31 protein-coding genes are annotated in these 26,088 nt (G+C 68.8%); 20 read left to right on the top strand and 11 right to left on the bottom strand.

Annotated elements, in window-relative coordinates; translation table 11 throughout:
* The first annotated feature begins 77 nt into the window (after window positions 1-77).
* Window positions 78-809 (top strand): response regulator transcription factor, encoded by a 732-nt coding sequence (locus tag AC1D1T_RS15820; protein WP_047505566.1) that lies wholly within the window; start codon window positions 78-80, stop codon window positions 807-809.
* On the opposite strand, the gene AC1D1T_RS15815 is transcribed toward AC1D1T_RS15820, so the two are convergent.
* Window positions 725-1,876 (bottom strand): sensor histidine kinase, encoded by a 1,152-nt coding sequence (locus AC1D1T_RS15815; protein WP_477992121.1) that lies wholly within the window; start codon window positions 1,874-1,876, stop codon window positions 725-727. The two genes, AC1D1T_RS15820 and AC1D1T_RS15815, sit on opposite strands and share 85 nt — an antisense overlap.
* Window positions 1,877-2,153: 277 nt before the next feature.
* Between AC1D1T_RS15815 and AC1D1T_RS15810 the strand changes: the two genes are divergently transcribed.
* Complete coding sequence (locus tag AC1D1T_RS15810; RefSeq protein WP_477827799.1) at window positions 2,154-4,019, top strand: sensor domain-containing diguanylate cyclase; 1,866 nt, start codon at window positions 2,154-2,156, stop codon at window positions 4,017-4,019.
* A 120-nt stretch (window positions 4,020-4,139) separates the two neighbouring features.
* Here the strand turns inward: AC1D1T_RS15810 and AC1D1T_RS15805 are convergent, their stop codons facing one another.
* The 3 genes from AC1D1T_RS15805 to AC1D1T_RS15795 form a co-directional block, all read right to left on the bottom strand.
* Window positions 4,140-5,003 carry a dienelactone hydrolase family protein gene (locus AC1D1T_RS15805; protein WP_477827800.1) on the bottom strand — a complete coding sequence of 288 codons (864 nt, stop codon included), beginning with the start codon at window positions 5,001-5,003 and terminating at the stop codon, window positions 4,140-4,142.
* Window positions 5,000-5,743, bottom strand: a complete 744-nt coding sequence (locus AC1D1T_RS15800) for an NMCC_0638 family (lipo)protein (RefSeq protein ID WP_465114612.1) — start codon at window positions 5,741-5,743, stop codon at window positions 5,000-5,002. Before AC1D1T_RS15800 ends, AC1D1T_RS15805 begins: the two co-directional genes overlap by 4 nt.
* A 64-nt stretch (window positions 5,744-5,807) precedes the next feature.
* Window positions 5,808-6,335 carry a GNAT family N-acetyltransferase gene (locus AC1D1T_RS15795; protein ID WP_465114611.1) on the bottom strand — a complete coding sequence of 176 codons (528 nt, stop codon included), beginning with the start codon at window positions 6,333-6,335 and terminating at the stop codon, window positions 5,808-5,810.
* A gap of 152 nt (window positions 6,336-6,487) precedes the next feature.
* On the opposite strand from AC1D1T_RS15795, the gene AC1D1T_RS15790 reads away from it, so the two are divergent.
* Window positions 6,488-7,018 carry a hypothetical protein gene (locus AC1D1T_RS15790; RefSeq protein ID WP_477840154.1) on the top strand — a complete coding sequence of 177 codons (531 nt, stop codon included), beginning with the start codon at window positions 6,488-6,490 and terminating at the stop codon, window positions 7,016-7,018.
* 68 nt (window positions 7,019-7,086) lie between these two features.
* Here AC1D1T_RS15790 and AC1D1T_RS15785 read toward each other — a convergent pair whose 3' ends face one another.
* Complete coding sequence (locus AC1D1T_RS15785) at window positions 7,087-8,541, bottom strand: serine/threonine-protein kinase (RefSeq protein WP_477827016.1); 1,455 nt, start codon at window positions 8,539-8,541, stop codon at window positions 7,087-7,089.
* A gap of 282 nt (window positions 8,542-8,823) precedes the next feature.
* Between AC1D1T_RS15785 and sctC the strand changes: the two genes are divergently transcribed.
* The 16 genes from sctC to AC1D1T_RS15705 all read left to right on the top strand — a co-directional run bounded on the left by sctC (window position 8,824) and on the right by AC1D1T_RS15705 (window position 21,585).
* Entirely contained in the window at window positions 8,824-10,905 is a 2,082-nt protein-coding gene (gene sctC / locus AC1D1T_RS15780) for a type III secretion system outer membrane ring subunit SctC (protein WP_477827017.1), read from the top strand.
* Between the two features lies 1 nt (window position 10,906).
* Window positions 10,907-11,923 carry a hypothetical protein gene (locus tag AC1D1T_RS15775; protein WP_477840151.1) on the top strand — a complete coding sequence of 339 codons (1,017 nt, stop codon included), beginning with the start codon at window positions 10,907-10,909 and terminating at the stop codon, window positions 11,921-11,923.
* Window positions 11,923-12,195: a hypothetical protein gene (locus AC1D1T_RS15770; protein WP_047505557.1), complete on the top strand. Its 273-nt coding sequence runs from the start codon at window positions 11,923-11,925 to the stop codon at window positions 12,193-12,195. Before AC1D1T_RS15775 ends, AC1D1T_RS15770 begins: the two co-directional genes overlap by 1 nt.
* Before the next feature lie 19 nt (window positions 12,196-12,214).
* Window positions 12,215-12,409, top strand: coding sequence for a hypothetical protein (locus AC1D1T_RS15765; RefSeq protein ID WP_047505555.1), 195 nt, complete (start codon window positions 12,215-12,217; stop codon window positions 12,407-12,409).
* 79 nt (window positions 12,410-12,488) lie between these two features.
* Window positions 12,489-12,839 carry a hypothetical protein gene (locus AC1D1T_RS15760; RefSeq protein ID WP_477825992.1) on the top strand — a complete coding sequence of 117 codons (351 nt, stop codon included), beginning with the start codon at window positions 12,489-12,491 and terminating at the stop codon, window positions 12,837-12,839.
* Between the two features lie 111 nt (window positions 12,840-12,950).
* Entirely contained in the window at window positions 12,951-13,406 is a 456-nt protein-coding gene (locus AC1D1T_RS15755) for an HrpB1 family type III secretion system apparatus protein (protein WP_047505551.1), read from the top strand.
* 22 nt (window positions 13,407-13,428) lie between these two features.
* On the top strand, window positions 13,429-13,857 hold the full coding sequence (locus AC1D1T_RS15750; RefSeq protein ID WP_465114607.1) for a hypothetical protein: 429 nt from the start codon (window positions 13,429-13,431) through the stop codon (window positions 13,855-13,857).
* 25 nt (window positions 13,858-13,882) lie between these two features.
* Window positions 13,883-14,659, top strand: coding sequence for a type III secretion system inner membrane ring lipoprotein SctJ (gene sctJ, locus AC1D1T_RS15745; protein ID WP_477992120.1), 777 nt, complete (start codon window positions 13,883-13,885; stop codon window positions 14,657-14,659).
* Window positions 14,659-15,378 carry a type III secretion protein HrpB4 gene (locus tag AC1D1T_RS15740; protein WP_477825994.1) on the top strand — a complete coding sequence of 240 codons (720 nt, stop codon included), beginning with the start codon at window positions 14,659-14,661 and terminating at the stop codon, window positions 15,376-15,378. The genes sctJ and AC1D1T_RS15740 overlap by 1 nt, the downstream gene beginning before the upstream one ends.
* Complete coding sequence (gene sctL, locus AC1D1T_RS15735) at window positions 15,336-16,106, top strand: type III secretion system stator protein SctL (protein WP_477992119.1); 771 nt, start codon at window positions 15,336-15,338, stop codon at window positions 16,104-16,106. Before AC1D1T_RS15740 ends, sctL begins: the two co-directional genes overlap by 43 nt.
* A 2-nt stretch (window positions 16,107-16,108) precedes the next feature.
* Complete coding sequence (gene sctN / locus AC1D1T_RS15730) at window positions 16,109-17,431, top strand: type III secretion system ATPase SctN (RefSeq protein WP_047505543.1); 1,323 nt, start codon at window positions 16,109-16,111, stop codon at window positions 17,429-17,431.
* Window positions 17,428-17,946, top strand: coding sequence for a hypothetical protein (locus tag AC1D1T_RS15725; protein ID WP_465114604.1), 519 nt, complete (start codon window positions 17,428-17,430; stop codon window positions 17,944-17,946). Before sctN ends, AC1D1T_RS15725 begins: the two co-directional genes overlap by 4 nt.
* Window positions 17,939-18,757, top strand: coding sequence for a type III secretion system export apparatus subunit SctT (gene sctT / locus AC1D1T_RS15720; protein ID WP_477992118.1), 819 nt, complete (start codon window positions 17,939-17,941; stop codon window positions 18,755-18,757). Before AC1D1T_RS15725 ends, sctT begins: the two co-directional genes overlap by 8 nt.
* Before the next feature lie 57 nt (window positions 18,758-18,814).
* A complete protein-coding gene (locus tag AC1D1T_RS15715; RefSeq protein WP_465114602.1) occupies window positions 18,815-20,482 on the top strand; it encodes an HrpF/NolX family T3SS translocon protein in 1,668 nt (555 codons plus the stop codon).
* A 75-nt stretch (window positions 20,483-20,557) separates the two neighbouring features.
* A complete protein-coding gene (locus AC1D1T_RS15710) occupies window positions 20,558-21,112 on the top strand; it encodes an antitoxin Xre/MbcA/ParS toxin-binding domain-containing protein (RefSeq protein ID WP_477826732.1) in 555 nt (184 codons plus the stop codon).
* Window positions 21,109-21,585: an RES family NAD+ phosphorylase gene (locus AC1D1T_RS15705; RefSeq protein ID WP_047505537.1), complete on the top strand. Its 477-nt coding sequence runs from the start codon at window positions 21,109-21,111 to the stop codon at window positions 21,583-21,585. Before AC1D1T_RS15710 ends, AC1D1T_RS15705 begins: the two co-directional genes overlap by 4 nt.
* A 7-nt stretch (window positions 21,586-21,592) precedes the next feature.
* Here the strand turns inward: AC1D1T_RS15705 and AC1D1T_RS15700 are convergent, their stop codons facing one another.
* From AC1D1T_RS15700 to AC1D1T_RS15675, 6 genes are all read right to left on the bottom strand, one after another.
* Window positions 21,593-22,045, bottom strand: coding sequence for an SMI1/KNR4 family protein (locus AC1D1T_RS15700; protein ID WP_047505536.1), 453 nt, complete (start codon window positions 22,043-22,045; stop codon window positions 21,593-21,595).
* Window positions 22,046-22,055: 10 nt separating this feature from the next.
* Window positions 22,056-22,190, bottom strand: a complete 135-nt coding sequence (locus tag AC1D1T_RS15695; RefSeq protein WP_465114598.1) for a hypothetical protein — start codon at window positions 22,188-22,190, stop codon at window positions 22,056-22,058.
* A 74-nt stretch (window positions 22,191-22,264) separates the two neighbouring features.
* A complete protein-coding gene (locus tag AC1D1T_RS15690) occupies window positions 22,265-22,627 on the bottom strand; it encodes a hypothetical protein (protein ID WP_465114597.1) in 363 nt (120 codons plus the stop codon).
* Window positions 22,628-22,686: 59 nt separating this feature from the next.
* The gene (locus AC1D1T_RS15685; RefSeq protein ID WP_156154833.1) at window positions 22,687-23,061 is read right to left on the bottom strand and encodes a hypothetical protein; all 375 of its coding nucleotides are present in this window, start codon (window positions 23,059-23,061) and stop codon (window positions 22,687-22,689) included.
* The gene (locus tag AC1D1T_RS15680) at window positions 23,058-25,466 is read right to left on the bottom strand and encodes an RHS repeat domain-containing protein (RefSeq protein WP_477992117.1); all 2,409 of its coding nucleotides are present in this window, start codon (window positions 25,464-25,466) and stop codon (window positions 23,058-23,060) included. The genes AC1D1T_RS15685 and AC1D1T_RS15680 overlap by 4 nt, the downstream gene beginning before the upstream one ends.
* 98 nt (window positions 25,467-25,564) lie before the next feature.
* Complete coding sequence (locus AC1D1T_RS15675; RefSeq protein ID WP_477992116.1) at window positions 25,565-25,879, bottom strand: hypothetical protein; 315 nt, start codon at window positions 25,877-25,879, stop codon at window positions 25,565-25,567.
* Between AC1D1T_RS15675 and AC1D1T_RS15670 the strand changes: the two genes are divergently transcribed.
* Window positions 25,866-26,088: hypothetical protein (locus tag AC1D1T_RS15670; RefSeq protein WP_477992115.1), on the top strand; the 223-nt coding region annotated here is incomplete at its 3' end. The two genes, AC1D1T_RS15675 and AC1D1T_RS15670, sit on opposite strands and share 14 nt — an antisense overlap.

Genomic DNA, 26,088 nt, shown 5'->3' with positions numbered 1-26,088 from the left:
GTCACAACCACTCCGATTTCAGGTATGTTCAAACCCATGGTCCGTCTCTCAGTCCGGCCGATCTTCCGGGAGACACGATGAAAGTCGCAATCGTTGACGACGATCCTTCGCAGGTCGACTTGATCTCGCACGCCATCTCGAGCCTCGGGCACGACTGCCAGGGGTTCGAGCGCGGCCAGGCGCTGATTCGCCAGATGCGCCGCGACACCTTCGATTTCCTGGTGCTCGACTGGCACCTGCCCGACATGACGGGCCCGGAAATCGTGACCTGGGTCCGCAACAAGATCGAGCATCGCATCCCGATCCTGTTCGTGACGAATCGCAATGAGGAGCGCGACCTGGTGGACGCCTTGTCCAACGGCGTCGACGACTACCTGACCAAGCCGGTGCGTGTGGGCGAACTCACCGCCCGCGTGAACGCGCTGATGCGCCGCAGCTACCCTCCATCGCCGAGCGAAATCGAATCCTTCGGCCGCTACAGTTTCGACACCCGGCGGCGCATGCTGACGATCGAGGGCGAGCCGGTCGAGTTGAAGCAGAAGGAGTACGAGCTGGCGCATTTCCTGTTCCACAACGTCGGTCGGCTGCTGGCAAGACAGCACCTGCTCGAAAAGGTGTGGGGCGTGAACCCCGAGATCTGGTCGCGAAGCCTGGACACGCATGTCTCGAACCTGCGCAACAAGCTCGGCCTGAGGCCACCGTCCGGCTACCGGCTCAGCGCCGTCTACGGCGTGGGGTACCGGCTCGAAGCGCTCGACGAATCCGACTCGGTCGCGGCGGGCTCCGAATCCGCCGCCCCGTCGGTGTGAACCCCGGGCAGGTACAGGCTCATCGTCAGCCCCTGGGTGGCGGCGCGGCGCTGGCGCAGCACGCCGCCGTGGCGACGCGCCACCAGCGACACGAAACCCAGCGCGTAGTCATCGTCGGCCGGCAGCACCGGCACGCCATCGTTCGCATGGCCGGTACCCGGATCGGCCACGCCTGACGGCGTGCCGGGATCCGGCGTGGCGCCATGGTCGGTCACTTCGACGGCCACGCCCGTACCGCTGCGGACCACGGCGCACTGCAGGCTCGCCCCGCCGGGGCTGCGACCGAGCGCATGTCGCAGCAGGTTGCCGATCGCCCGCTGCAGCAGTGGCGCATCGCCCACGACGCGCACCGGCACCGGCGGACCCTGCGGCCGGCGGATCGTGACCCGGCGAGCGCGGGCGCGTTCCCACAGATCGTCGACCGCGTCGGCCGCCACCTCGTTCAGATCGAGCGGCTCGCAGCGCAGCTCCGCCTGCTGCGCCCGCACATGGCTGACGAAGTTGTCGGCCATCGACAACGCGGCGGCCGCGCTGTTTTCCACCTGCGAAAGCAGGTCGGTTTCGCTCATCGTGCCCTGGCGCAGCCGCCACAGTTCGAGCACGCCGAGGATGTTGGAGTGCGGGGCGCGCAGGTCGTGGTTGAGCAGGCGCAGCGCTGCATCAAGCTGCTCCCGCAACAGTTGCTCGGCGGTGCAGTCGCGCACGGCAATCGTCCAACCGGACGGTCCACCGAAGACCCCGGCCCGGACCGTCACCCTGACGACGAGGCGCCGATGCTGCGTGTCCTGGGATTCGCATTCGAAGCCGTGCTGCGGCGCATCGCCTTGCGGCCACAACGCCGCACGGTCGCTCCGGCGCACCGTGCCGTTGAACACGTCGGCAACCTCGCGCCCCGGCAGGGGGCCGCCGAAGCACGCCGTGGCTGCAGCGTTCGCATGCTCGATGCGGCCTCGCGCATCCACCAGCAGAACCGGGTCCGGCGTGGCATCGGCCGCGGCGCAGCGCTGGGCGTGCGGGCTCAGCGCCGACACGCGTCGCAGCAGCGTCCGCCAGGCGCCGTGCGACACCGCCTTGGCCGCGGGGGGGCCTGGCACGCTGTCCGGTCGCGACGATGAGGCTCTCATGAGGGTCATTGTGGGCGGAGCCCTTGGCGCTTTGCAAGGCGTACCGGGGCGTTCTGCCCCCGGTGGGGTTCCCTCAATCGCCAACAACTGTCAACTCGACGAGGTGCGTCCGCGACCGCTGGAATAAGTCACGCGCCATCGCAACAGCTCGCAGGATTCTTTGCCGAAAGGCCGGGCACGATCTCCTTTCTCCATCGCTTCGCCACCGCTTCGCATCACCATGTCGTCCACCCTCGCCGCCTTGCCCACTGCGCCGTCGCATCCGGCGTTGCCGGCGTCGCGGCCATTCCGCCCGCTGGTGTTGCGCACCCTCGCCGCCATCGCATTGAGTTGCCTGCTGTGCTCGACGCTGTCGCTCGGACTGCACGCCTGGCTCGCGTTCAGCACCCAGGCCGCCGACGAACAGGCCATGGCACGCGACATCGCGGCCACGCGGCTGCCTCGCCTGGCCGATGCGCTGCAGCGCCAGGACGGCAACGCGATCCAGCAGGAACTCGACCAGATCTCCCGCTATCCGCGCATGGTGAACGTGCGGCTGCTCACGCCGTCGGGCACCGCCTACGTGGCCGGCGCGCCGGCCGACCTGCCCGGTGCGGCGCACGGCGTGCTGCAGGGGGTGCTGCCGCGGGCGGCGCTGCGCGGCGTCGAGATCCCGATCGCAGCCACAGGCGCCGACCCCACCGGCCTCGGTCGGCTGGAGCTCGACTTCGATCGCAGCGGCCTGTCGGCGCAGGTGCGCGGCAGCGTCGCGAAGACAGCGGTCGCTGTCGTGCTGCCCGCCGTGCTGCTCGGGCTGCTGGTGGCCTGGATGCTCCACCGCGACATCTCCCTCGGCCTGCGCCTGGTCGCCCGGCAGGCCGCCCTGCTGAACCCCGAAGAACTCGGACCGCTGCCGGCATGGCCGCGTCCGCCACGCCGCTGGCGCGACGAGATCGACCTGGTGGCCGACAGCTTCCAGCAACTGCACCGAGGCATCGCGCGCTACGTCGGCGAACGCGACCGTGCGCTGCAGACGCTCGGTGCCGAACGCGATCGCCTCGAAGGTGCCGTGCAGCAGCGCACCGCCGACCTGACGCGGCTGAACCGGGTGCTCGAATCGGCCTCGCGCCTGTCGGCCCGGCTGATCTACCTGCCGCCCGATGCCTATCCGCTGGCGCTGCGCATGGCGCTGGCCGACATCGCCGAGCTGCTGGGGGCCCGCGCCTGCGCCTTGGCCGAGCGTGGCGAGGGCCGTCGCTGGAACTGGACCTTTGGCGGTGGCGCTGGCCCCTGCCCGGCCGAGGGCAGCGAACTGCCGCCGCTGTTCCCGGTCGACGGCTGGCAGATGCAGTGGTGCACCGAGAGCAGCGATTGCCACGAATCGCGCGCGCTGCTGCACGGCTGCGCCGCCGGATCGCTGCAGGTGTGCCGCCATGACGCCGCCGACAGCGGCCAGTTGCTGGCCTGCCTGGACCTGCCGCAAGCGGTCGAGGAACGCGAGATCGCGCTGATCGCGAAGCCGCTGTTCGGCGCGCTCGCGCGCTGGCGCGACCTTGCACAGCTGGAACAGGCCCGCCGCGAGCTGCTGCACCAGTCGCGCAGCGACGCGCTCACCGGCCTCGCGAACCGCCGCGCCTTCGACGAACGCAAGCTGGAGGAGGTGCGCCGCGCCTGGCGCTCACAGCGCCCGCTGACGCTGGTGATGGTCGACATCGACCACTTCAAGCGCTTCAACGACCGCTACGGACACGCGGCCGGCGACGACTGCCTGGCCCGCGTCGCACGGGCGATCGGTGCCGCGTTCGAGCGCGGCGGCGAATGCGCGGCCCGCATCGGCGGCGAGGAGTTCGCGGTCCTGCTGCCCGACGTCAGCGCGGCCGATGCCGAACGCCGCTGCGAGCGCATCCGCCAGACCATCCACCACATGGCGATCCCGCATGCCGATTCGCCACCGGGATTCGTCACGGTCAGCATGGGCATCGCGACGCTGTGCCTGGCCGAGCTCACGCCGCCCGACATCGCGTTCGACCGGCTGCTGAAGCGCGCCGACATGGCGCTCTACGGCGCAAAGTCGGCCGGCCGCGACGGCATCGTGATGCTGATGTGAGGCGCGCTAGCGGGCCGAGCGCCGGGCCGCCATGGGCCACGGAGAGGCCCACTTCGTGGACCTTGCCGGCCCGCATCCCCCTCGGGGGATCGGCCGACGTACCCGTCGGCCGAGGGGTCGTCATTTCATCCACGGAGCGATGAACTCCAGCAGGCGCTGCCGCGAGCGCCGCAGCGCCTCGGGGTTGCCGCCGACGTGCACGCCCTCGCCGGGATGCAGCCCGTTCGGCACCTCCTTGCGCACGCGCACCGGCGCATGCGAATCGAAGCCGTGGTACGCGCCGGCATAGGCCTCGATCTGCACGGCCGGCGTGCCCGCGCCGCTGTCGACCGCGGCCTGGGCCGCAAGCGCCTGGCAGGGCGCCGCGGGCGTCCAGTCGTCGGCCTCGCCCACCAGCAGCAGCAGCGGCGTCGACGGCTGGTAGCCGCGCCGCAGGTCGGCCTCGCAGCCCGGGTAGAAGGCCACCGCGAAGGCCGGCCGCAGCGGCGCCTCGCGCACCTCGCGCTGCCGCAGGTTGGTGGCCGACAGCACGGTGCTGCCGCCGTTCGACCAGCCGACGAGCCCCAGCCGCTGCGCATCGACGTCCGGCCGCTGCGCGAGCCAGTGCAGCGATGCAAGCGCATCGAGCCGGCGATTCGCCTGTGTCACCTGTCGCGTGCCGATGCGCTGCGTGCACAGCTCGGTCTCGCCGCGTGGCGTCAGCGAATCCACCACCAGCGCGTGCATGCCCTGGCGGTTGAAGAGCTCCGCGTACTCGCGCATGCGCGCGCCGAGCCGGCCCCGGTGGTCGTACGGGCCGCTGCAGCCGTGCAGCAGCACGACCGCCGGGGCTTGCCGCCGGTCGACGCCGAACCACCAGGCCTTCAGCGTCACGGCCTGGCCGCCGTGGCGATCGAGACTGTCGAAGGCGACCTCGGTCTGTGCCTGCGCGCCCAGCACCGCGGCACAACCCGCCGCGGCGACCAGGCGCAGCCAGCGCGTCATGGCTTCACGCCGTCGGGCGAGATGCCGGTCGCCGGCGGCAACGGTGAGAAGTGCAGCGCCTGCGTGCCCGGCGCAGCCGTCAGCGTGGTCACCGAACCGATGCCGAAATCCTGCGAGCCGCCGACGCGCCGGTAGCGCCACTGCATCTGGCTGCGCCAGGCGCCCGAGCGTTCGATGTTGCGCTCCGCCTGCAGCTGCACACGGGCGCCCTTGCCGCCGAGTTCGCCGGTCAGCTCGACAAGCGCCAGCCGCAGGCCCGGTCCGGACACACGCTCGGCCCACACCATGCAGCGCGAGCCTTGCGCGGCCACCAGCAGCACGCGGCTGTCGCTGCCCGGTGCAGCAAGCACCGAGCCGGGCTCGCCGGCCAGCAGTTCATCGGTGGAGCCGCGCATCGGGTCGACCGGGAAGAAGCCCTGGGCCAGGGCCCAGTCGACCGCGGCAGCGGCCTGGCCCTCGGTCTGCACGCAGGCGTCGCGGAACAGGCGGGCCACGGCGCGCGGGTCGGCCCAGATCGAGCGCAGCGCCGCACCGTCGGGCGCCGGCTCGGCGTCGGCTGGCGGCGTCGTCAGCGGCGTCGTGACCAGCTCCGCCGCCGATTTCACCGGGAACGTCACCGCCGGTTCCACCACCGACGGTGTCACTGACTGCGCGGCCGCCAGCCCGGGCAGCGCCACCCACAACGCAAGCATCGCCGCCTGCCCGATGTCCGCCACGACGAATCGATTGCCTCTGACCATGCTCACGTCCTGCCCTTCCGTCGCTGCCGCGTTGCCGAGGGCGAGATGGTCGCACAGGCGCCCGTCAGCCGGTCGCGATGCGCGGTGGGTTCGGGTGGAAACGCGCCATCGCGTGCGAATCCACATACTGCCCGTCGCGCAACGCATAGCCCTTGAAGGTGCCTTCGATCTCGAAGCCGAACTTGCGATAGAGGCGCAGCGCGACGAGGTTGTCGGTGTAGACGTGCAGTTCCAGGCGCAGCGCGCCGACCCAGTTGTCGGCGTAATCGCACATCGCGGCCATCAGCGCGCTGCCCACGCCCTGGCCTTGCGCCGACGGGGCGACCGAGATGCCCAGCACCAGCACGTGCCGCCGGCGCGTCTGCGGCCCGACCGGGTGCAATCCTGCGGTGCCCACCACCTCGCCATTCAACTCGGCCACCAGCGGCAGGTCGGTCTTGCCCGGCGCGCAGGTGTCGGTGAGCCGCGCCTTCCAGGAAGGCGCATCGGTATGCGGCATCTGCATCAAGCCCGGGAACACCTGCGGATCGCCCATGATGCGGGCATAGGCGGGAGCGTCATCGGGGCAGGCGCGCCGGATCGTGATCGTCATGCAAGTGACCTGTGTCAGTTGTGAAGTGCCCGTGCAGCTTACCTGCCCCCCGGCTTCGGGTCGACGTACGACCGTTCGGTTACGGGGGCGCACCGCCTGCGTGCGGCATGCACACTGGCTTCACGATCAGCACCAGCACACGCCCTGCCACCGTGAACACCACCACCTCTTCGAATGAGTTCCTCTCCGAGATGTCCCTGCTGATGGGGCTGCCGCAGGGCGGCGCCACCGCGTTGCAGGACAGCTCGGCGTTCTGGGGCCCCGGCGGCCTGCTGTGCCGGCTGCAGATGCAGCACGACGGCGCGAGTACCACGGTGAGGCCGCAGGTGCTGCTGCCGATGCTGGCGCGCGAGCTTGCGGGCTTGCGCGTGGAGCAGATGATGGCGATGCAGCAGGCCGTGATGCTCGAGTACGGCTGGATGCTCGGGCTGTCGTCCGAAGGCATGCTGCAGCTGAGCCCGCTGAAGTGGATCGAGCAGCCGAGCGACGCGGTCGCCGCGCTGGACCTGGGTCATGCCGTCGGCATGCAGGCGCTGGAGACCTTGTTCGTCGATGGGGACGAGGAGACGGACGATGGGGGTGAGGTCGCCTTCGACGGCTTCGCGGATTCGGTCGAGGACGAATTCGATGCGCTGTTGTCGGAGACGGGTGGCAGGCGGGCGGTGCGGCCGACATTGCACTGAGCGCTGCAACCGCAGATCCATCGCAATTCAATGGCGATGCCCATTCGAATTGCGAAGAGAAGAAGCCTTCAGCGACCCGCCGAACTGCTCTCCAGCGTGCGCAGCAGTTCCTCGCGCTCGTCCTCGTCGTCCACATGCTGCGCCAGCAGCTGGAAGAACTCCTCGCGCGATGACGCACGCGCGGCCGAGCGCGACACGATGACCCGCGCCACCGGCCCGACATGCTGCGTCAGCGCCAGCTCGGCCACGCGCATCACCTGGTCGCCCAACAGCGTGTCATCGGCAGCGCGCCGCCGCGCCACGACCGCGCCCCCACCCGAGCCGAGCGTGCCGAACGTGCTGGCCCGCGAGCGCGTGCGCTGCAGGAACTGGTCGCGCCCCGCCTCGGTGTCGATCTGCTCGGCCAGCGATTGACGCAGCGACATCAGGTCGCCCGTCGAGCGCGCTGCGCGCTGCACCAGCACGCGCGCCAGCGGCCCGATCGATTGCGCCAGCTCCGACTCCAGCATCTGCAGCGTTTCTGAATGCCATTGCGATGGCGTCGATGCCGCCGGCCGCGCCGGCATCGGCCGCGTGTCCAGCGCAAAGGTGCCGCGCTGCCAGTCGCTCGCCCGCGGGTCGGGCTGCGTCGCCGCCGATTGCAGCTCGATGAACGAGCTGCCCGCCTCCACCATCGCCGCGATCGGCGGCAGCCCGAGCGCCTGGCTTGCCTGCGCCATCAGCGCGTGCTTGAACTCCAGCGCCGTCGCGAAGCGGTCGTCCGGACGCTTCGCCATCGCGCGAGCGACCACCGGATCGAACCACTGCGGCCGGTGGCTGCCATGCACCCTCGACGGCGGCAGCGGCTCGCTGCTCAGCGTCTGGAACATCACGTTCTCGTTGCTGCCGACGAACGGCGGCCGCCCGGCCAGCAACATGTAGAGCAGCACGCCGGCCGCGAAGATGTCGACGCGCCGGTCGACCTGTTCGCCGGCGTATTGCTCCGGCGCCATGTGGCCGGGCGTGCCGATCGTCGAGCTGACCTGCGACAAGCCCATCGTCGCGATGCGCGCAATGCCGAAGTCGACGATCTTCAGCCGCCCGTCGTTGGTCCACAACAGGTTGGCCGGCTTGATGTCGCGGTGCCACACGCCCTGCTCGTGCGCATAGTGCAGGCCGTCGAGCAGCTGGGCCATCAGGCCGACGATGTCGGCATCGTCGAAGCGGGTGCCGCGGCGCAGCGGCTCCTTCAGCGTGGAGCCCTGCACGTACTCCATCACGATGTACGGCTCGGACTCGTGCTCACCATAGTCGTGCACCGCAACGATGTTGTGGTGCATCAGGCGGGCCGCGGCCTGCGCCTCGTTGCGAAAGCGGGCGAGCAGTGCACCCCCGCCGCCCTGCTCCACCAGCGGGCGGCGCAGGGTCTTGATCGCGACGGTGCGGCGCAGCACCGTGTCGGTGGCCTTGTAGACCACGCCCATGGCGCCTTCACCGATCACCTGGTTGATCGCGTACTTGGAGAGCTGGGTCGGATGGTTCATGTGTGAACGCGAAGCCACGCAAGGCTACACGACAAAAGCGGCATCGGCATGTCCGTTCTCGCAATTGCTTTCACCTCGCTGGCCCCTCGCTTTCATCGGGTTGACACGCGGCGCGAACGTTCGTTCGAAACCGCTTTCAAAAAATGACGCCGCCAGCCCTTCGCAGCACTGTCCACGGCTTCGCGTACAGGCCCTTCCGGCCTCGGCACGCCGCCCACACTTGCATCCATGCAGTCGACGCCGAGAACCGGCACAGACAGCCAACGAAACCGGACACAAGCCGTGCGATTCCTGACCACCCTGATTGCCGCCGCCGCACTCGCCGCCCTGCAGCCCGCCGCTGCCGCCGACGCGACGCCTTTCTCGGGCAAGCGCTTCGTCTACCGCGCCGACGGCAAGAAGCTGCCCGACGTGCTGCAGGACTTCGCCGCGAGCCAGGGCATCCCGGTGGTCGTCGACTCCGGCGTCGACGGCTCGGTGAACGCGAACTTCAACACCCGCCCCGAAGACTTCCTGAACGCGATGACCCGCACCTACGGCGTCATCTGGTACTTCGACGGCACGACGCTCTTCGTCTACCCGTCCCGTGCGATGCAGAGCCGGGTGTTCCGCATGCGCGGCTACGACCGCCAGCAGGTGCGTTCGATGCTCGGCTCGCTGGGCCTGGGCGATGCGCGCTTCCCGCTCAAGTTCGACGACCGCCAGCAGACGCTGCTGGCCTACGGCCCGCCGCGCCACATCGAGCTCGTCTCGACGGTGCTCGAGCAGCTGGAGCGCGATGGCCATGACCGCGTCGGCAAGTCGATCCAGGTGTTCCCGCTGCGCTTCGCGACGGCCGGCGACCGCGTGTTCGGCAACGCCAAGGTGCCGGGCCTGGCCAGCACGCTGAACAACCTGTTCTCGAACAACGGCGCCGGCGCCGGTGCCGCAGGCGGCAACCAGGCCCTGAAGGGTGCCGTCAACGGGCTGGTCGGCCGCGCCGACAAGGCCCGCGCCGCCCAGGCCACCTACGGCCTGAAGCTGCCCGAGACCGGCGGCGGCAGCAACGCGAACAAGCGCGACGACGAGGTGCGCGCCAACCAATTGAGCAGCAGCGACGCGCTGGCGCCTGCCGAGGCCGAGCGCCCGTTCTTCCAGGCCGAGGAGGCCACCAACGCGATCATCGTGCGCGGCCTGCCCGACCGGATGCGCGAATACGAGACGCTGATCCGCCAGCTTGACATCGCACAGGACCTGGTCGAGATCGAGGCCTCGATCATCGACGTGAGCAGCGACGCCTTCGAATCGCTCGGCGTCGACTGGACCTTCACGAAAGACGGCGTGACCCGCCTGACGGTGTCGCCCGGCTCGCCCGGTGCGCAGCCCGGCACCGCCGGCACCAGCACGCTGACCGGCAGCAACGTCACCACGCTGGTCGGCAACGCCGGCAAGCAACTGCTGGCCCGCATCCGCGCCCTCGAAGGCACCGGCAAGGCCAACATCCTGGCGCGCCCCAAGGTGCTGGGGGCCGTGAACCGCACCGCGACGATGACCGACAAGCGCGTCGCCTCGGTGCGCGTGGCCGGCAACCTGGATGCCAACCTCTTCACCATCGAGGCCGGCACCACGCTGCAGGTGACGCCGCAGATCGTCACCTACGCCGACCACCGCGAGGTGCGGCTGTCGCTGTCGATCCAGGACGGCAACTTCGAAGGCACGGTCGTCGACTCGGTGCCGGTGATCAAGCAGACCGAGATCAGCACCGAAGCGACGGTGCGCGAAGGCGAGAGCCTGCTGATCGGCGGCATCTCGATCGAATCGAACAGCAAGGGCCGCAGCGGCCTGCCGGGGCTCTCGCGCATCCCGCTGCTCGGCGCGGCGTTCCGCCACGACGAGAACACGAGCTTCCGCAGCGAACGGCTGTTCCTGCTGACGCCGAAGGTGATCGGGGTTGGCCGTGCGGCGGCCACGCCGACCGTGCCGACGCCGGCACCCGCGCCTGCACCCACACCGGCGCCGGCGCCCGCGCCTGAATTCCCCACGCCGCTCGCACCGCCGCCGTCGTCCTCGTCGACGCCGCGCACCGGCAGCACGCAGCGCGGCTTCGCAGGCCCGACCGCCGTCGCCGCACTGACGACCTACGGCGCGCTGTCGCCCGGCTACGTGATCCCGACGCTGAAACCGCTGCTGACGCCGCGTGCCGCACTGCTGCCCGGCAGCAGCGCGCCGGCCACCGCCACGGCAGCCACGACCGCCTCGTCGACGACGCGAACGGCAGCGAACACGAACGGCAAGGCGACGAGCAAGACCGCCGCGCCGAAGACCGGCTGCGCGGCCCAGGCCCTGGGCCTGGCCACCGGCTGCGACACCAAGGGAGCCCGCTGACATGAGCACTTCGCCGGCGCACAAACGCCTTCGCATCCTGAGCGGCACGCATGCCGGTGCCTATCTGGATCTGAGCCCAGGAACCCATTCGATCGGACAAGCAGATGAATGCGACATTTCCATTGCTGACTGGCAGTTTCCGCCCCTCACGCTGCGCCTCGGCGCCGACGGTGACGCGCTGGCACAGTGGTCGAACGGCAGCCCGCAGCGGCTTCGCTTCGATGATTTCATCCCGGTCGACTTCAGCGGTGTCCGCGTCTGCACCGGCCCCAGCGGCGCCGACTGGCCCGATGATGCCGCGCTGCTGGCCGCAACCCGCGCCGTCGCGCCGTCGGGCAGCCTGGCTGCCGTCCGTCAACGGCTGGTGGCCCGCCCTGCCCGTGCCGTCCCCGGAGCGCTCGCAGTGATCATCGCGCTGGTCTCCGCCGGCTGGCTGGTCTCGGCCACGTCGCGGGCCAACGAGGCCCCGGCCCCGACGCTGGAGATGAGCCGCGCCGCGCTGCAGCGGGCGATCGACGGGGTGGCTGCCGGCCGGCTGTCGGTGCGCATCGCCCAGGGCTCGCTGAGCATCGACGGCCTGCTCGACAACGCCGAGCAGCTGCGTGCGGTGAACGCCGCGCTGAAGGCCGCACCCGCCGGCTTCCCGCTGCAGCAGCACGTGTCGGTGGCAAGCGATGTCGCCGAGACGATCCGCAGCGCGATCGGCCTGCCCGGCGCACAGATCACCTACCGCGGCGCCGGCGTCTTCAGCTACGCGGTGAAGGCCAACGACGTCGCCGCGACGCAGGCCGCGATCGATCGCGTCACCGCCGACCTGTCGCCGGTCGTCAAGCGCATCGACGCGGTGCTCGAGGAGCCTGCGACGCCGCAGCCGCCGAGCCCGGCCGTCCTGTCATCCCTGTCGACCGACGGCGTGTCGGTGATGGAAACCCGTGACGGTGTGAAGCACCTGGTGCTCACCGTCGCCCCCGATGCGGTGCTGACCAACGGTCAGACCGCCCTCCAAGGAGTCCGTTGATGAGCACCGATCTCGCCCCCCCGCCCGCCGACCTGCTGGCCGACTTCGACAAGCTGCAGGCCACCGTGAACGGCGACACCACCGGCGACAAGACGCGCCGCCTCGCGAAGTACTTCGCGCAGGCCGAGACGCTGAGCCAGCAGATGCAGCTGCGCGCGACGGACTTCGAGGAGAAGAACTTCGCCGGGCTCGTGAGCGAGGCCTTCGCCGCGTCGCGCCGCATCGTGCTGTTGGCCTGGCAGAAGACGCACGGCCGCGAACTCGTCGCCTGATCTCTCGAGGACTGCACCCATGGATGCACAGCCCCTGCAGATCGAGGTCGTCCGCAAGCTGGCCGCCGCGATGGCGCTCGGCCTGGTGCACGGCAGCGAACAGGACGCCGACACGATCTTCGCCGCGCTGTCACGCATGTGGCCGCAGGACGGCTCCCTTCAACGCGCGCTGGCTTCGGCCATCGCATCGACCGAATTCGACAGAGCAACGTAACCCGCTCTCGATCAGGCTCCACACGGAGCCTGCCAAGTGGTTGCAACCCGCCTGCAAGGCACCCCTGAAAGGAAACGACATGAACCCGCTCAACCTCTTCTCCAGCTCCGGCGCCCTGGGCCTTGGCAAGAACCTCACCAGCACCGCCTCCGGTGCTGCCAGCAACGCCGCCACCATGGCCGGCACAAGCGCGGTCGCCAACAACGCCTCCAACTCGGTGGGCAGCACCCTGAACTCGATCGGCGGGAGCGATGTCAGCACCACGGGCCAGTCGCTGAACAGCGCCGTGCAAGACGCGCAAGCCATGACCGAGATGCAGATGCAAGCCAGCTCGGCGATGGCCAAGATGAACATGATGGCGTCGATCAACGACGGTCTGAACAGCGTCATGAAGAAGGCCGGCGAGTCGTTCAAGTCGGCGGCGCAGTAAGCCATTCATGGCGGACCGACCGTCCGCCCTTTTCTGCTGTTCCACCCCCGGGGCATCGGGTCGGCGATGCCACCTTTCCAGACTCTTTGAACTGGCCTGAAGGATTCGACCATGTCCGCACGCAAGCTGCCGAAGTGGCAAACCGATCTGTTCGCCGCGGTCTACTCGCTCGCGAGCGAGATTGCGCCGCGCAACGATGTCGCCACGGTGCTGAAGCTGATGTCGGCGGTGCATCCGAACCTGCCGCAGCTCGCTGCGGCCGAGGCCCGCATCCTGATCCATGCCGGCGACTTCACCGGCGCCCGCTCGCTGCTGGAACGCACCGAGCACAAGCACCCGACCAACGCGGTCATCAAGGCGATGCTGTCGTTCACGCTGTACGTGCAGCAGGACGGCCTGTGGGAAACCTATGCCGAAGAGGCGATCGCGCTGCCGGCGGACGCCGCGGCACGCGGCATCGTCGATGCGCTGGAATCGGCCTCCGGCCGCCAGATCCGCAAGGCCTCGAACGACTCCCAGGGCGGCAGCCACCTGTCGATGATGCCGCCGATGGGCCTGGCCTGCTGACCCGTTCCACCGAGGACGAACCATGATCAACCCGATTTCATCCGTCGCCCCGCTGAACCCCGCCGAGCAGGCGCTGCAGGCCCTGGCCTCGCAGGCGACGCAAGGCGCCGGCCACGGCGTGGCACCCGTGCCCTCGGCCGTCACGCCCGAGATGCAGCAGAACTTCCAGTCGCTGATGCAGCGCAGCACCGACCATGCCGCCGCATCGGTGAGCCACCCGGGCAACGTGATTCAGCACGTGATCGAGCGCCAGCAGGGCGACCTGCAGCGCGTCGAAGGCCAGGTCGAGAACTTCCTCGCCGCGGCGCCCGGCATGGGTGCCTCCGAGGTGGTCGCCGCGTCGATGGCGGTCAGCCGCAACGTCGCGGTGACGAACCTGAAGCTGCAGATCGCCACCTCGATCACGCAGGGCTCGAACAAGAGCCTGCAAACCCTGTTGAAGAACCAGTGACCTCGCGGTCCTGAAGGAGCCCACCGTGCTGACCACCCTGTCGATCCCCACCCCTCCGGCCTTCCTGCTGCGCGCGATCGTGCTCGCCGCCTGCGCCCTGGCGCTCGCCGGCTGCAAGCAGGACGTCTACACCAAGCTGACCGAGGCCGACGCCAACGACATGCTGGGCGTGCTGCTGCTGGCCAACCTCGACGCCGCCAAGGCCAGCCCCGACGGCAAGACCTGGAACGTCGCGGTCGAGACCGACCACATGGGCCGCGCGCTCGCGGTGCTGCGCGCCAACGGCCTGCCGGCCGAACGCCGCGCCAACCTGGGCGACATGTTCAAGAAGGACGGCCTGATCTCGACGCCGACCGAGGAGCGCGTGCGCTTCATCTACGGCGTGTCGCAGGAGCTCGAGAAGACGCTGTCGAGCATCGACGGCGTGGTGTCGGCCCGCGTGCACGTGGTGCTGCCGAACAACGACCCGCTAGCCGAGCATGTGAAGCCGTCGAGCGCGTCGGTGTTCATCAAGCACCGCGCCGAATCGAACGTGGCCACGCTGGTGCCGACAGTCAAGAACCTCGTGGTGCGCAGCGTCGAGGGCCTGACCTACGAGAACGTCAACGTGACGCTGGTGGCCGCGGCCGCGCTGCCGGAGACGGCCAGCGCGGCGCTCGCGCAGCGCAGCGGGATGTCGCCGGTGCTCGGCCTGTCGCTGCTGCTCGGCGCCGGCGCGCTGCTCGGTGGCGGCTATGCCTTCGCGCGCCGCCGCGGGCTGCTGAAGTCCGGCGCCGACACCGCTGCCGCCGGAGCCGCCTGATGAACGCGCTGCCCGCGTCCGCCGAGACCGTGCCGCTGCTGCGCCACCTGCTGGCGACCGCGCGCGCGAAATCCGCCGACATCGCCGCGCAGCTGCACCCCGCCTGGGTGCAGGCCGCCTGGCAACGCATCGGCTTCGAGACGCCACCGCCGGCCGCGGCCAGCGAGCGCGGCGCCTCCGCACTGGCCGGGGTCTACGGCCTGCGCTGGGCGTCGCTGGCCGGCTTCCAGCACCGGGCGCACCGCATCGCGCTGCTGCCGCGCGAGCAGGTGCTGCGCGTGCTGGGCGCCGTCGCGCTGCATGCCGAGCGCGAGCGCGTGCGCCGCTGCATCGGCCGCGGCGCGCGCCAGGCCGTCATCGAGCGCATCGGCGAGGCGGCCTACAACGAACTGCTGGCCGCGCCCCGGATCACCGGCAACCCGGCCGCCGGCGCGCTGTCGGCCGCCGAGCTCGACCCCGAACGCCTGGCCGCCGCCGGCTACGCCCGCCTGAGCGAGCGCCGCGAATGGCACTGCAAGCACACGCTGGCCTGGGTGCGGCTCGCGCTCGCGCCGGGCAGCACGCAGGCCGACCCGGCCTTCGCGTTTCCATCCGCGTCTTCTTCCGCCGCCCCATCGGCCTCGCCGCCCGGCGATTCAATGATGGCTCGACTTCCCCACTACTTTCCGGAGCATGCATGGCTGTTTGGCTCACCCATGGACCGTGCACTGTCGGCCTAGACGACGGCGTGCTGCGCGCACAGGACCACGCGCAGCTGGTGTCGTCGGCCGACGTGGCCGCGGCGATCGACGCCGAGCGCGAGCGCGTGCTGGCCGAGGCGCAAGCCCAGGCCGACGCGCTGCTCGCCGACGCACAGGCGCAGGCCGATGACCTGCTCGCCCAGGCGCAGGCGCAGTTCGACGGCGCCTGGCAGCAGGGCTTCGACCAGGGCACGCAGGACGCCGCGGCGCACTGGGCCTCGCAGCAGCTGCAGGCCGCCGAGTCGCGCCGGCGCACGCTGGTGCGCCAGAGCGAGCGGCTGTCGGGCATCGTCTCGATGGCGGTGGAGCGCGTGATCGAGCAGGAAGACCGCTCGGCGCTGTACCGCCGCTCGCTGCGCACCATCACGAAGCTGGTGAAGGACTCGGCCATGCTGACGCTGCGCGTGCCCGAGGCCGACCGCGAGGACGCGCAACGCGCCATCGCCGAGCTGATGGCGCAGCTGCCCCAGGGCGCTACCGGCACGGCGATCGAGGTCGTCGTCGATGCGCAGATGCCCGAAGGCGCCTGCCGCTTCGAATCCGACAGCGGTGTCATCGATGCCGGGCTCGACACGCAGCTGGCCGCGATCCGCCGTGCCGTCGAGCGCGCGGCCCGCGAGATGGCGCAGGCGGACGACGCCGAAGACGCAGACGCCGACGAATCCCGTGACGACACCCCCACCGAAGACCACCTGGAAGCCGCCTGACCATGGACACCAGCTTCCAGCGCTTCGTCAGCACGCTCGAGCAGGAGCTGACGCATGAGGACGTGCTGGCCCGCACCGGCCGCGTCACCGAGGTGGTCGGCACGCTGATCCGCGCGAGTGGCCTGGACGCCAAGGTCGGCGAGCTGTGCGAGCTGCGCGACCCGCGCGGCCGCCTGCTGCAGCGCGCCGAGGTGGTCGGCTTCGGCAAGCACGGCGCCATCCTGTCGCCGTTCGGCTCGATGGGCGGCGTCTCCGAAGGCACGCAGGTGGTCGGCACCGGCCGGCCGCTGTCGGTGCGCGTCGGCCCGCAGCTGCTCGGCCGCGTGATCAGCGGCCTGGGCGACCCGATCGACGGGCTCGGCCCGCTGCTCGGCGACGAGGAACGGCCGGTGTTCGCCGATCCGCCGGACCCGATGAGCCGCGCGATGATCGAGCACCCGCTGCCCACCGGCGTCAAGATCATCGACGGGCTGATGACGCTCGGCGAAGGCCAGCGCATGGGCATCTTCGCGCCGGCCGGCGTCGGCAAGAGCACGCTGATGGGCATGCTGGCGCGCGGCGCGCAGTGCGACGTGAGCGTGATCGCGCTGATCGGCGAACGCGGCCGCGAGGTGCGCGAGTTCATCGAGTTCATCCTCGGCCCCGAGGGCATGGCGAAGTCGGTGGTGGTGTGCGCCACCTCCGACCGTTCGAGCATCGAGCGCGCGAAGGCCGCCTACGTGGCCACCGCGGTCGCCGAGTACTACCGCGACCAGGGCAAGCGCGTGCTGCTGATGATGGATTCGCTGACGCGCTTTGCGCGGGCGCAGCGAGAGATCGGCCTGGCGGCGGGCGAGCCGCCGGCGCGGCGCGGCTTCCCGCCGTCGGTGTTCGCCGAGCTGCCGCGGCTGCTGGAGCGCACCGGCATGGGCGCGGTCGGCTCGATCACCGCGCTGTACACCGTGCTGGCCGAGGACGAGAGCGGCGGCGACCCGATCGCCGAGGAAGTGCGCGGCATCCTGGACGGCCACATGATCCTGTCGCGCAAGATCGCGGCGAAGAACCAGTACCCGGCGATCGACGTGCTGGGCAGCCTGTCGCGCGTGATGACGCAGATCGTGCCGCCCGAGCACGCCGAGGCGGCCGGCCACCTGCGCAACCTGATGGCCAAGTACGACGAGGTCGAGATGCTGCTGCAGGTCGGCGAGTACCAGGCCGGCAACGATCCGGTGGCCGACCTGGCGATCGAGCGCGTCGGCGAGATCCGCGCGTTCCTGAACCAGAAGACCAGCGACCTGATGCCGTACGAGGACATCCTCGGGCAGCTGGCGGAGGTCGTCAGGTGAGTGCGGCGCCCGTCAAGGCGCTGCGGACGCTGGTGAAGGTGCGCAAGCGCCAGGGCGAGCGGCTCGAGGCCGAGGTGCAGGCGGCGCGCAAGCAGCTCGCCGAGCTCGAAGAGGCGCGCCGGACCGCCGAGGGCGAGCTCGCCGCCTGCCGCCAGGACGAGCGCGACGCGCGCGACGAACGCGACGCGCTGCTGCGCACCTCCTTCACGCCGTACGCGGTGCGCGCGGCGGATTTCCGCATCGAGGACCTGAAAAGCGCGACCGCACAGGCCGAGAAGGCCCTGGCCGACAGCCACAAGCACGTCGACCGCCAGGCCGCCGTGGTGAAGACCGCGCAGGCGGCGGTGCGCCGCAACGACCAGCGCATCGAGGGCTTCGAGCAGCGCATCGCCACCATCCTGCGCGAGCGCGAAGCGGCGCAGGAGGAACTGGCCGAGGAAGAGACCGAGGAGACCGGCGCGGCGCGCTTCGTCGCCCGCCAGCGCGCCCAGCGCCAGGAGGCCGCCCATGGATGACATGCAGGGCCTGTACGAGGTCGCCGCGCGCACGCTGCATCCGCTGGAGGACCTGTTCCTCGCGACCGCGCTCGCCAGCCTGCGCCTGTTCGCCGCCTTCAACGTGCTGCCGCCGATGGGCGACCAGTTCGTGCAGGGCTACGTGCGCGCCGGCCTGGTCGTGATCATCGGCGGCTTCGTCGCGTTCGGCCTGCCGGCCGACGTCGCGAGCAACCTGACGGCCGGCCAGTGGGCCGGTTTCGCGCTGAAGGAATCGATGATCGGCCTGCTGATGGGTTTTGCCGCCTCGACGGTGTTCTGGGTGGCCGAGTGCGTGGGCGCGATGATCGACACGCAGGCCGGCTACAACAGCGTGCAGCTCACCAACCCGATGAGCGGGCAGCAGAGCACGCCGGTGTCGAACCTGCTGGTGCAGCTGGTGATCGCGGTGTTCTTCGCGCTCGGCGGCATGCTGGTGTTCATCGGCGCGATCTTCGACTCGTTCCACGTGTGGCCGCTGTTCGCGCCGATGCCCGACCTGGCCCGCGTACCCGACCTGTTCATCGTGCAGCAGACCGATTCGCTGATGACGAGCACGATCAAGTTCGCCGCGCCGATGATGCTGGTGCTGGTGCTGATCGACCTCGGCTTCGGGCTGATCACGCGCGCGGCCGACAAGCTCGAACCCACCAACCTCAGCCAGCCGGTCAAGGGCGCGGTGACGATGCTGATGCTCGCGCTGCTGATCRGCGTGCTGGTCAGCCAGGTGCGGCACCTGCTGCTGCCCACCGGCTTGCTGCAGCAGCTGCAGGGCAGCCTGCAGGCGCGCTGAGCGACACCTCGACTCGGCGCCCCATTCCAACACCCCACATTCCGCAGGAGAACGAGCATGAACATGATGGTCGACAACAAGGCATGGCTGCAGGGCCGGATCGGCATCGCCGTGCCGCCGCAAGGCAAGCTCGGCGGCACGCCGCAGGGCGGCGACCCGATGCAGCAGCTCGCGCAATCGACGATGGGGCAACTGCCGCCGCTGTCGCTGCCGGGTGGGGGCGACGAGGACGGCGAAGGCGGAGGCGCTCAGCTGCTGAAGGGCATGATCGGCGCGGTGCAGCAAGGCGGCGCGCAACAGGCGCAGGCGATGCAGAAGGCCGCCCAGCAGCAACAGCAGCAGCTACCGCCGGCACAGCGGCCGGTGAGCGCGGAGCAGAAGGCCGCGCGCATGGATGCGCTGTCGACGCTGGAGCGCCATGAGGGATCATTCAGCAAGCACGGCACCAAGATCTCCGACATGGAGAAGATGGCCAAGGACGAGAAGACGCCGCCGGACCTGCGCAAGGCGCTGAACACCGTGCTGTCGGACCAGGGCCTGCAGGACATGCTGGACGGCGGCAAGAACGGCAAGCTCGACCACAAGATCAGCTCGAAGGACATCCAGAAGCTGGCCGAGGACCCGGAGCTGAAGGCCTACAACGAAGAGAAGGCCCAGGGCTACGCGGACAACTACATCCCGTCGGGCGACAACGGCAAGACGACCGAGGGCCGGCCGATCACGAAGAACGATGCCGAGAACGAGCTGTACAAGTACGCCGACTACCTGCCGAAGGACATGTCGCTGGACGAGCTGCACAAGATCGTCGACGGCACCTCGCACACCGGCAAGTGCCCGCCGCAGCTGATCGCCGCGGCCAAGTACTTCACCGACCACCCGCAGGAGTGGAAGGACCTGAACAACGGCAAGGACAAGGTCTCGCACGCGAGCATGGAGGACAAGATCGCGGCCAAGGGGCAGCTCGACGCCGACCAGAAGAAGGCGCTGGACCGCATCGATGCGGACCCGAACGGCGCGTTCGGCGGCAAGTTCAACCGCGACAAGCTGCAGAAGATCGCCGACGACCCGAAGGCCGCGCCGGAGGACAAGGAAGCGGCGAAGAAATTCCTCGAGGACCCGGTGCTGTTCGGCAAGCTGGACAACGCCAAGCACGGCCGCGACATCAAGGGCGCGAAGAAGCTGTGGCAGCAGTCGGACGACGGCACCATCAGCCGCGACGACATCAAGGCCTTCCGCAGCCACCTGGAGAACAAGGAGGTCGCAACGACGCCGGCGAACGCCACGCACAAGCCGAAGGGCGCCGAGGACGTGAAGGCGGTCGGCGACATGGTGGCCGGCGAGATGGACCAGCCGGACCAGAAGAAGGCCAAGGGCGGCGGCTTCAAGAAGTTCCTGCAGGGCTGCCTGAGCGTGGTGTCGAAGATCGCCAACGTGGTCTCGAAGGTGGCCGAGAAACTCGGCAAGGTGCTGCCGCCGCCGTTCAACCTGGTGGCCAAGGCGGTCGCGGTGGGTTCGCGCGTGTGGTCGGAGGGGACCAACGTCGCCGCGACGGCGATCCAGGGCGGCGACGTCAAGAAGGCCTTGCGCGACGCCGGGCTGGACATCGCAGGCACCGGGCTCAACGTGGCGACCAACAGCAGTGCCGGCAGCCTGGTGACGGGCGGCGTGAAGGCGGGGCTCAACGGGGCGAGTGGCGAGAAGCCGAAGGCGGCGGATTTCTTCTGATCCGGTTTTCACCCGGCGGCGATCGGAATACGCTACCATTTGGCGCATTCTGATCAACCATTTGGGTGAATCATCATGTGTGCTGCCGCTGTGCGCCCCCGGCCGGCCCTGGGTTCCAAGCCACCCGCCGACTTCTGGTCGGTGCAGGGGCGCGGGCCGGCGGCCGGTGCCAAGGCATCCCGCAAGGCCTTCGCCGACCTGGTCGGGCGGGTGCGCAGTTCACCCGGGATCGTGCTGTTCGACGCGGTCGAAGCGGGTGTTCCCACCTGGCTGGTCGACGTGATCGCCGAGGCGACCGGTCAGCCGGTGTCGACCGTGATGGACATCATCGGCGTATCGCCCACCACCTTCCGCCGCAAGGACGAAGCCGGCGAGGTGCTGCCGGACGTCGCCGGGCACCGGGTGATGGGTTTGCTGCGCGTGGCGGCCACGCTGCGCCGCCTGCTCGAGGAGAGCGGCGATCCGGCGCAATTGAAAGACTTCGACCTCGACGCCTGGCTCGCTGAATGGCTGCGCGAACCGCTGCCCGAACTGGGCGGCAGGACCCCGGCCGAGCTGCTGCGCAACCCCGAGGGGCTGCGCGCGGTGGAGCAGGTGCTGGAGCGCATGCGCGGGGGACTGCCTGCATGACGGTGGCGTTGTGGCGCATTGCCGCCGACACACCGCAGTGGGGCGCCGATGACCTGGCCGGAAAGGGTGCCGCGAGCCGCGGATCGCGTTGGAACCATCCCGGAGAGTTGGTGAGCTTCGCGGCCACCTCGGTGTCGCTCGCGGCCTGGGAGACGCGGGCGCATTTCGGCAAGAGCGCGGGCAAGTTGCCGTGGAATCGCTTCCTCGTGCGCATCGATGTGCCGGACGCGGTCTGGGCGGCGCGGCTGGTGCTGCAACGTCCACCGGCCGTCGGCTGGGATGCGATCCCCGAAGGGCTGGTCTCGCGCGAGCTCGGCTCAGCGTGGCTGGGCGGGGGACAGTCGGCGCTGCTGGTCGTGCCGTCGGTGATCATCGAGGAAGAAGACAACGTGCTGATCAACCCGGCGCATCCGGATGCTGCAGGGTTGGCGGCGGTGAAGGTCCGGCGGTTCGTCTACGACCACAGGGTGTAGCGGTGATTCACCACTCGTACCTTTGCGCTGCGAGCGTATCGACCCAGTCCCGAATCTTGTAGTCGCGTTTGACAAGCTCTTCGATGAATCCGCAGAAGCTCTCTGAGATCATCGAGAAGAAGGGCTGGGATCGCGAGAAAAAATAGATGCGTCCGTGAATGTCGAATCCGAAGAAGTTGCCTTGCGTGTCCTGAGCGAACAGGGCGCCACCTTTCAGTTGACCACGCTCTATGGCAGCGAACCACTCCTCGCGGAAGCTCAGCCCCTCATCAATATCTCCGTAGCCAAGCGTCAGGAGCCAGCGACGAAGATCGCCGGGCACGGCGATCCCGATTCCTTGTTCGATGGCTTCGATTTCATCGAGCGCAACGGCTCTGTAGGGTGTGAACACAGGCTTCCGCCGAAAGAATTTCTTCCGACTGGCCGAACGCACGGCTCTCACGATCTCGTCGATTTCCATTCACTATTCCTCAAGCGCCCATCACCTGGACAATCAGGTAGACCACAAAGACAACCAACAGCATCGCGGGAGTGAACCAGAACAGCAGCACCATCGGGAGACTCCAACGTCGGCCATAGACATCCAGTTCCGACAGATGTTTCACCATCGCCTCGATGTCTTCCGCAGGAACGCAGTCTTGACGAGGTATCCGGTGCAAGTCCCATATGCCCCTCGCGCTCACTTCGTCCAGAAGACGAGCAGATAGGCAACCATCAAGATCAAGAGTGGAGGCAACAGCCATCGCACCCCATCGATGACCAAACGCCTTGGGGGCACAGCCAGTACGCGCTTCGCATATGCAATGACCGACTGGACCTCGGTCTGGTCAAAGGCATATGGATGCCCATTCTCGATGGCAGTCCCAATGGCGGTGAGTTGCTCTCTAGTCATGCCGCGGTATTCGCCGTCGATCTCATACGCCGTCGAGAGGATGAACGCCTTGGCTTTGTCCTCAGCAGCGTGCGGCTGAAAGTGGCAGATGACGCACCCGGCGGAGAGGGTCCGCTTGATGTTTCCGCAATGAACGCAGACTGCCAGCATCACACGGGCACCTCCATCACACATCGTCCAGCCTGATGCAATGCGTCTGCATACGCCGTTCAAGCGACGATCACCTGGACAACGAGATAGATGACGAAAGCAAGAAACAACATGGCGGGAGTGAACCAGAACAGCAGCACCATCGGCAGCGTCCACCGGCGTCGGTAGGCATCGAGCTCCGACAGATGCTTCACCATTGCCTCGACGTCACCCTCGGAAATGCAGTCGTGRCGGCCCGATGCGATGCACTCGCCGAGCCTCGTCAATTCGTCGTCCGACTTGGGCAGATCCATCGCATCCCACTGAAAGTCCGACGACAACAGCAAGCTCTTCGCGAAGTCGTGGGCAGACGCAGGCACTCGATTGCACGCCGAACACGACATGTCGTAGGCTGCCTTGCGTTCGCCGCAAAAAATGCAGATGGACCAACTCATCTACAGCCGCACTCCGGATCCTGATTGGCCAGCGTCCCTGTTATGTAGCCACTGGCACCACCCACACTTGCAGTACCCAAGATCGTGCCACTCGCACCGATTCTTCCCAAGGCCATGGCGGCTTGCGTAGCACCGGTCCTTGTTGCACCYGGCCCGAGAAAACCTCCGAGAAAGGAATTCACCCGCTGCGGCATCTGAACCAAATTCAGTCCAGCGTTGGTGAGTCCCGAGGGAAGCCCGATCGATGTTCCAAATGATCGAGACACAATCCAATGGTCGAGGCTGGAAGTCCCAGCGCCACCTCTGGCCGTCCAATACCCCTTGCTGATAGTGGCCCATCGCCGAGGGTCCCAGAAGAATCGCCCCACCCCGGCAAGGCCTGCCCGGCCCACGAGGCCCGCCCCTGACCCCATCAGCGCCCACGAGGCTACCTCCCACGGGTTGATGCACTTCAGATTGCCGCCGTTGATGTAAAGCTGATAGCCGAGATTTCCGAGTCCGCCGACGAGCCCGCCAAGGAGGCCGAACTCCCCCGTGGGGTCCACCGTGTCGACAGGATTTCCGTTGGCGTAGCCGTATAGGTTGACCCCGCCGTTCTGCCCGATGCGGTCCGCCGTGGTGTAGCGCCCGAGGGACGAATCGTAGTATCGCGTGTCGTTGTAGAACAGCCCACTCTCCCCGTCCGCCACCTGCCCCGGGAAGCGCAGGCTGAACATGAAGGGCCCGCGTCCGCCCGGATCCACGACTGGCGCGGTCGTACCGAACGGCTCGGCCAGCCACTGCCAGCGAATCCTGCCCTCCGTGTCGAGCACCGCGCGCGGCGCATTCAGGTGATCAGCGTGGATGTAGAACACCAGCGGCGGCCCGTTCGCATCCGCCGGGTTCGGCATGAACACCGCGACCGGCACGTCCTGCAGCCACGCGTACTCGCGGATCGCCCGGCCCTCGTGGTCGTACTCGCCGAGCAACTGCCCGTCCTGATCGTAGGCGTAGATCACCGTGCTCTGCGGCCCGGTGCTGCTCACCTTGCGGATGCGCTGGCCCATCGCGTTGTAGGTGTAGGTGGTCGTGACACCGCCCTTGGTCAGTGTGGCGAGCTGGCCGGCCATGTCGTAGGTCGCCACATAGCCCGCACTGTCGCTGGTCGTGTTGCCGGCCTCGTCATGGGCCAGGCTGCGTGCCGGGTTCGTCACGCCGCGCAGCCGGTTGCTCGACGGCTCGGTGTCGTAGCGACTGGGAATGCCGTCGATGCTCATGCTCGCGCGGTTGCTGTTCGGGTCGTACGAGATCGCCCAGCTCGTGGTCGCTGTGACCGCGCTCGTGAGCCGGTCGAGCTCGTCGTAGGCGAACTGCTGATCAAGCGCCGGTTGCCGGGTGCCGTCGAACTGCTGGTGCGTGAACGCGGCGATTCGGTCCTGCGCGTCGTAGCGCACATCGCGAAGCACCCCACCGATCGGATAGCGCACCATGCGCCCGCTCAGATCGAACAGGCGCCGATGCGGCACCAGTCCGCCACGCGCATGCCACTTCCAGCCGTCGATCCCGATGCCGAACGGCGCCCACTTGATCTCGCTGAGCAATGGCAGCGGAACGCTGGCACCGTCCTTGGCGAGTGCCAGCGACAACGCCTGGCCGTACTCGCGCTCGATCACCAGCCGGCGCCCCGAGGGATAGGTGACGCCCTCCAGGTTGCCCAGGCGGTAGTCGTAGGCCACCTTCAGCTGCACGGTGCGGCTGTTCGCGCCTGCCCCCGGCTCGACCCATTGCGTGTGGACCGCAACCTCCCCTTGCTCTTCGTAGCGGTATCGGTCTCCACCGGCGCCGTGCCCCATGCTGGTGAGCCTGCCGCCGCCGTACGAGAACTCGGGCCCTTGCTCGCTGTAGCGCCACGTCAGCGCGGGATCGGTCCGCTCGCCGCTGCTGTGCTCAGCCCGCGTCATGCGCTCACTGGCATCGTAGGAGTAGCGCGTCAACACGCCACGGCTGTCGAGCATGGTCTCCACCAGGTCGGTCCCGGGCACGTAGGTGAACACCGTCGTCCCGGTGTCGGGGCTCACGATCTTCACCACGGTGCCAAAGCCTCCGCGCTCGTAGAGGGTCACCAGGCCGCGCGGGTCGGTCACCTTGTTGATGTACGGCGTCCCGCCGTCGTAGTCGAAACGGATCGAGCCCCGGCTGGCATCGGTGATCGACGTGATGCGATAGAGGTTGTCGTATCCGATCGAGGTGCTGTCGCCGCTCGCGCCCCGAAGGATCTTCGTGACATGCCCCATCGCGTCGTACTCGTAGCGCGTGGTCGGCGTGGGCGACACCGGCGGCGGTGTCTGCGCCAACGCGGCAGACGATACGAAGGACCAAAGGAAACAACCAATCGCGGCCCGCAGGCCGCTGCGCGCATGCTGCATGAAAGACCTCCCTGGTCTTGTCGTTCAGGATGCGGCGCAGTCTAGAAATCCGGCCTCTGCCGGGTCAACCGGTTCAGATGAACCTATCTGGCACCTCGTCACCCTTGCGGCTGCGGCTGCGCCGCCTGCGCGAACGACTGTCCGGCCTTCTCCATCGCCGCGTTGCGCTTCTCATTGAGCTCGATGAGCTTGTCGAGCGTCTTCTGAATTTCTTCCATCAGCTTCGTCGGATCGTTCTTGTCGGCACCGTGCTGGTGGAGTTCGCGCAGTTGGCGGGTCTGGCTCTCGAGCCGGTCGAGCAGTTGCGAGATCTGGGAATCGAGCTCGGCGATTTCGGACGCCGCACTCGTCGCCTGTGTCTGGCCGCCGCCCTGCCCGATCGGCTTCGCAGCGCCCAAGGTGGGTCGCGCCAAGGCCGTGCTCGAGTTCAGGCTCGGCCGGCTGAAGGGCGTCGGCATCGACGGCGGTCGTTGTGGCTGGAGCGCCCCGCCCGGCTTGCCGGCCTGGCCGTGCGCGCCCAGCGCCTGCGGTCCGCCCTCGCCGCCCGGCTGGCTGTCGCGCCGCATCATCGTCGCCGGCAGGCTCATCGAGCGCGGGCGCTGCGCCACGCTCGACATCATCG

This window comes from Rhizobacter sp. P2_H3, assembly GCF_056403355.1.
This window is presented reverse-complemented; position numbering and strand designations above follow the sequence as displayed.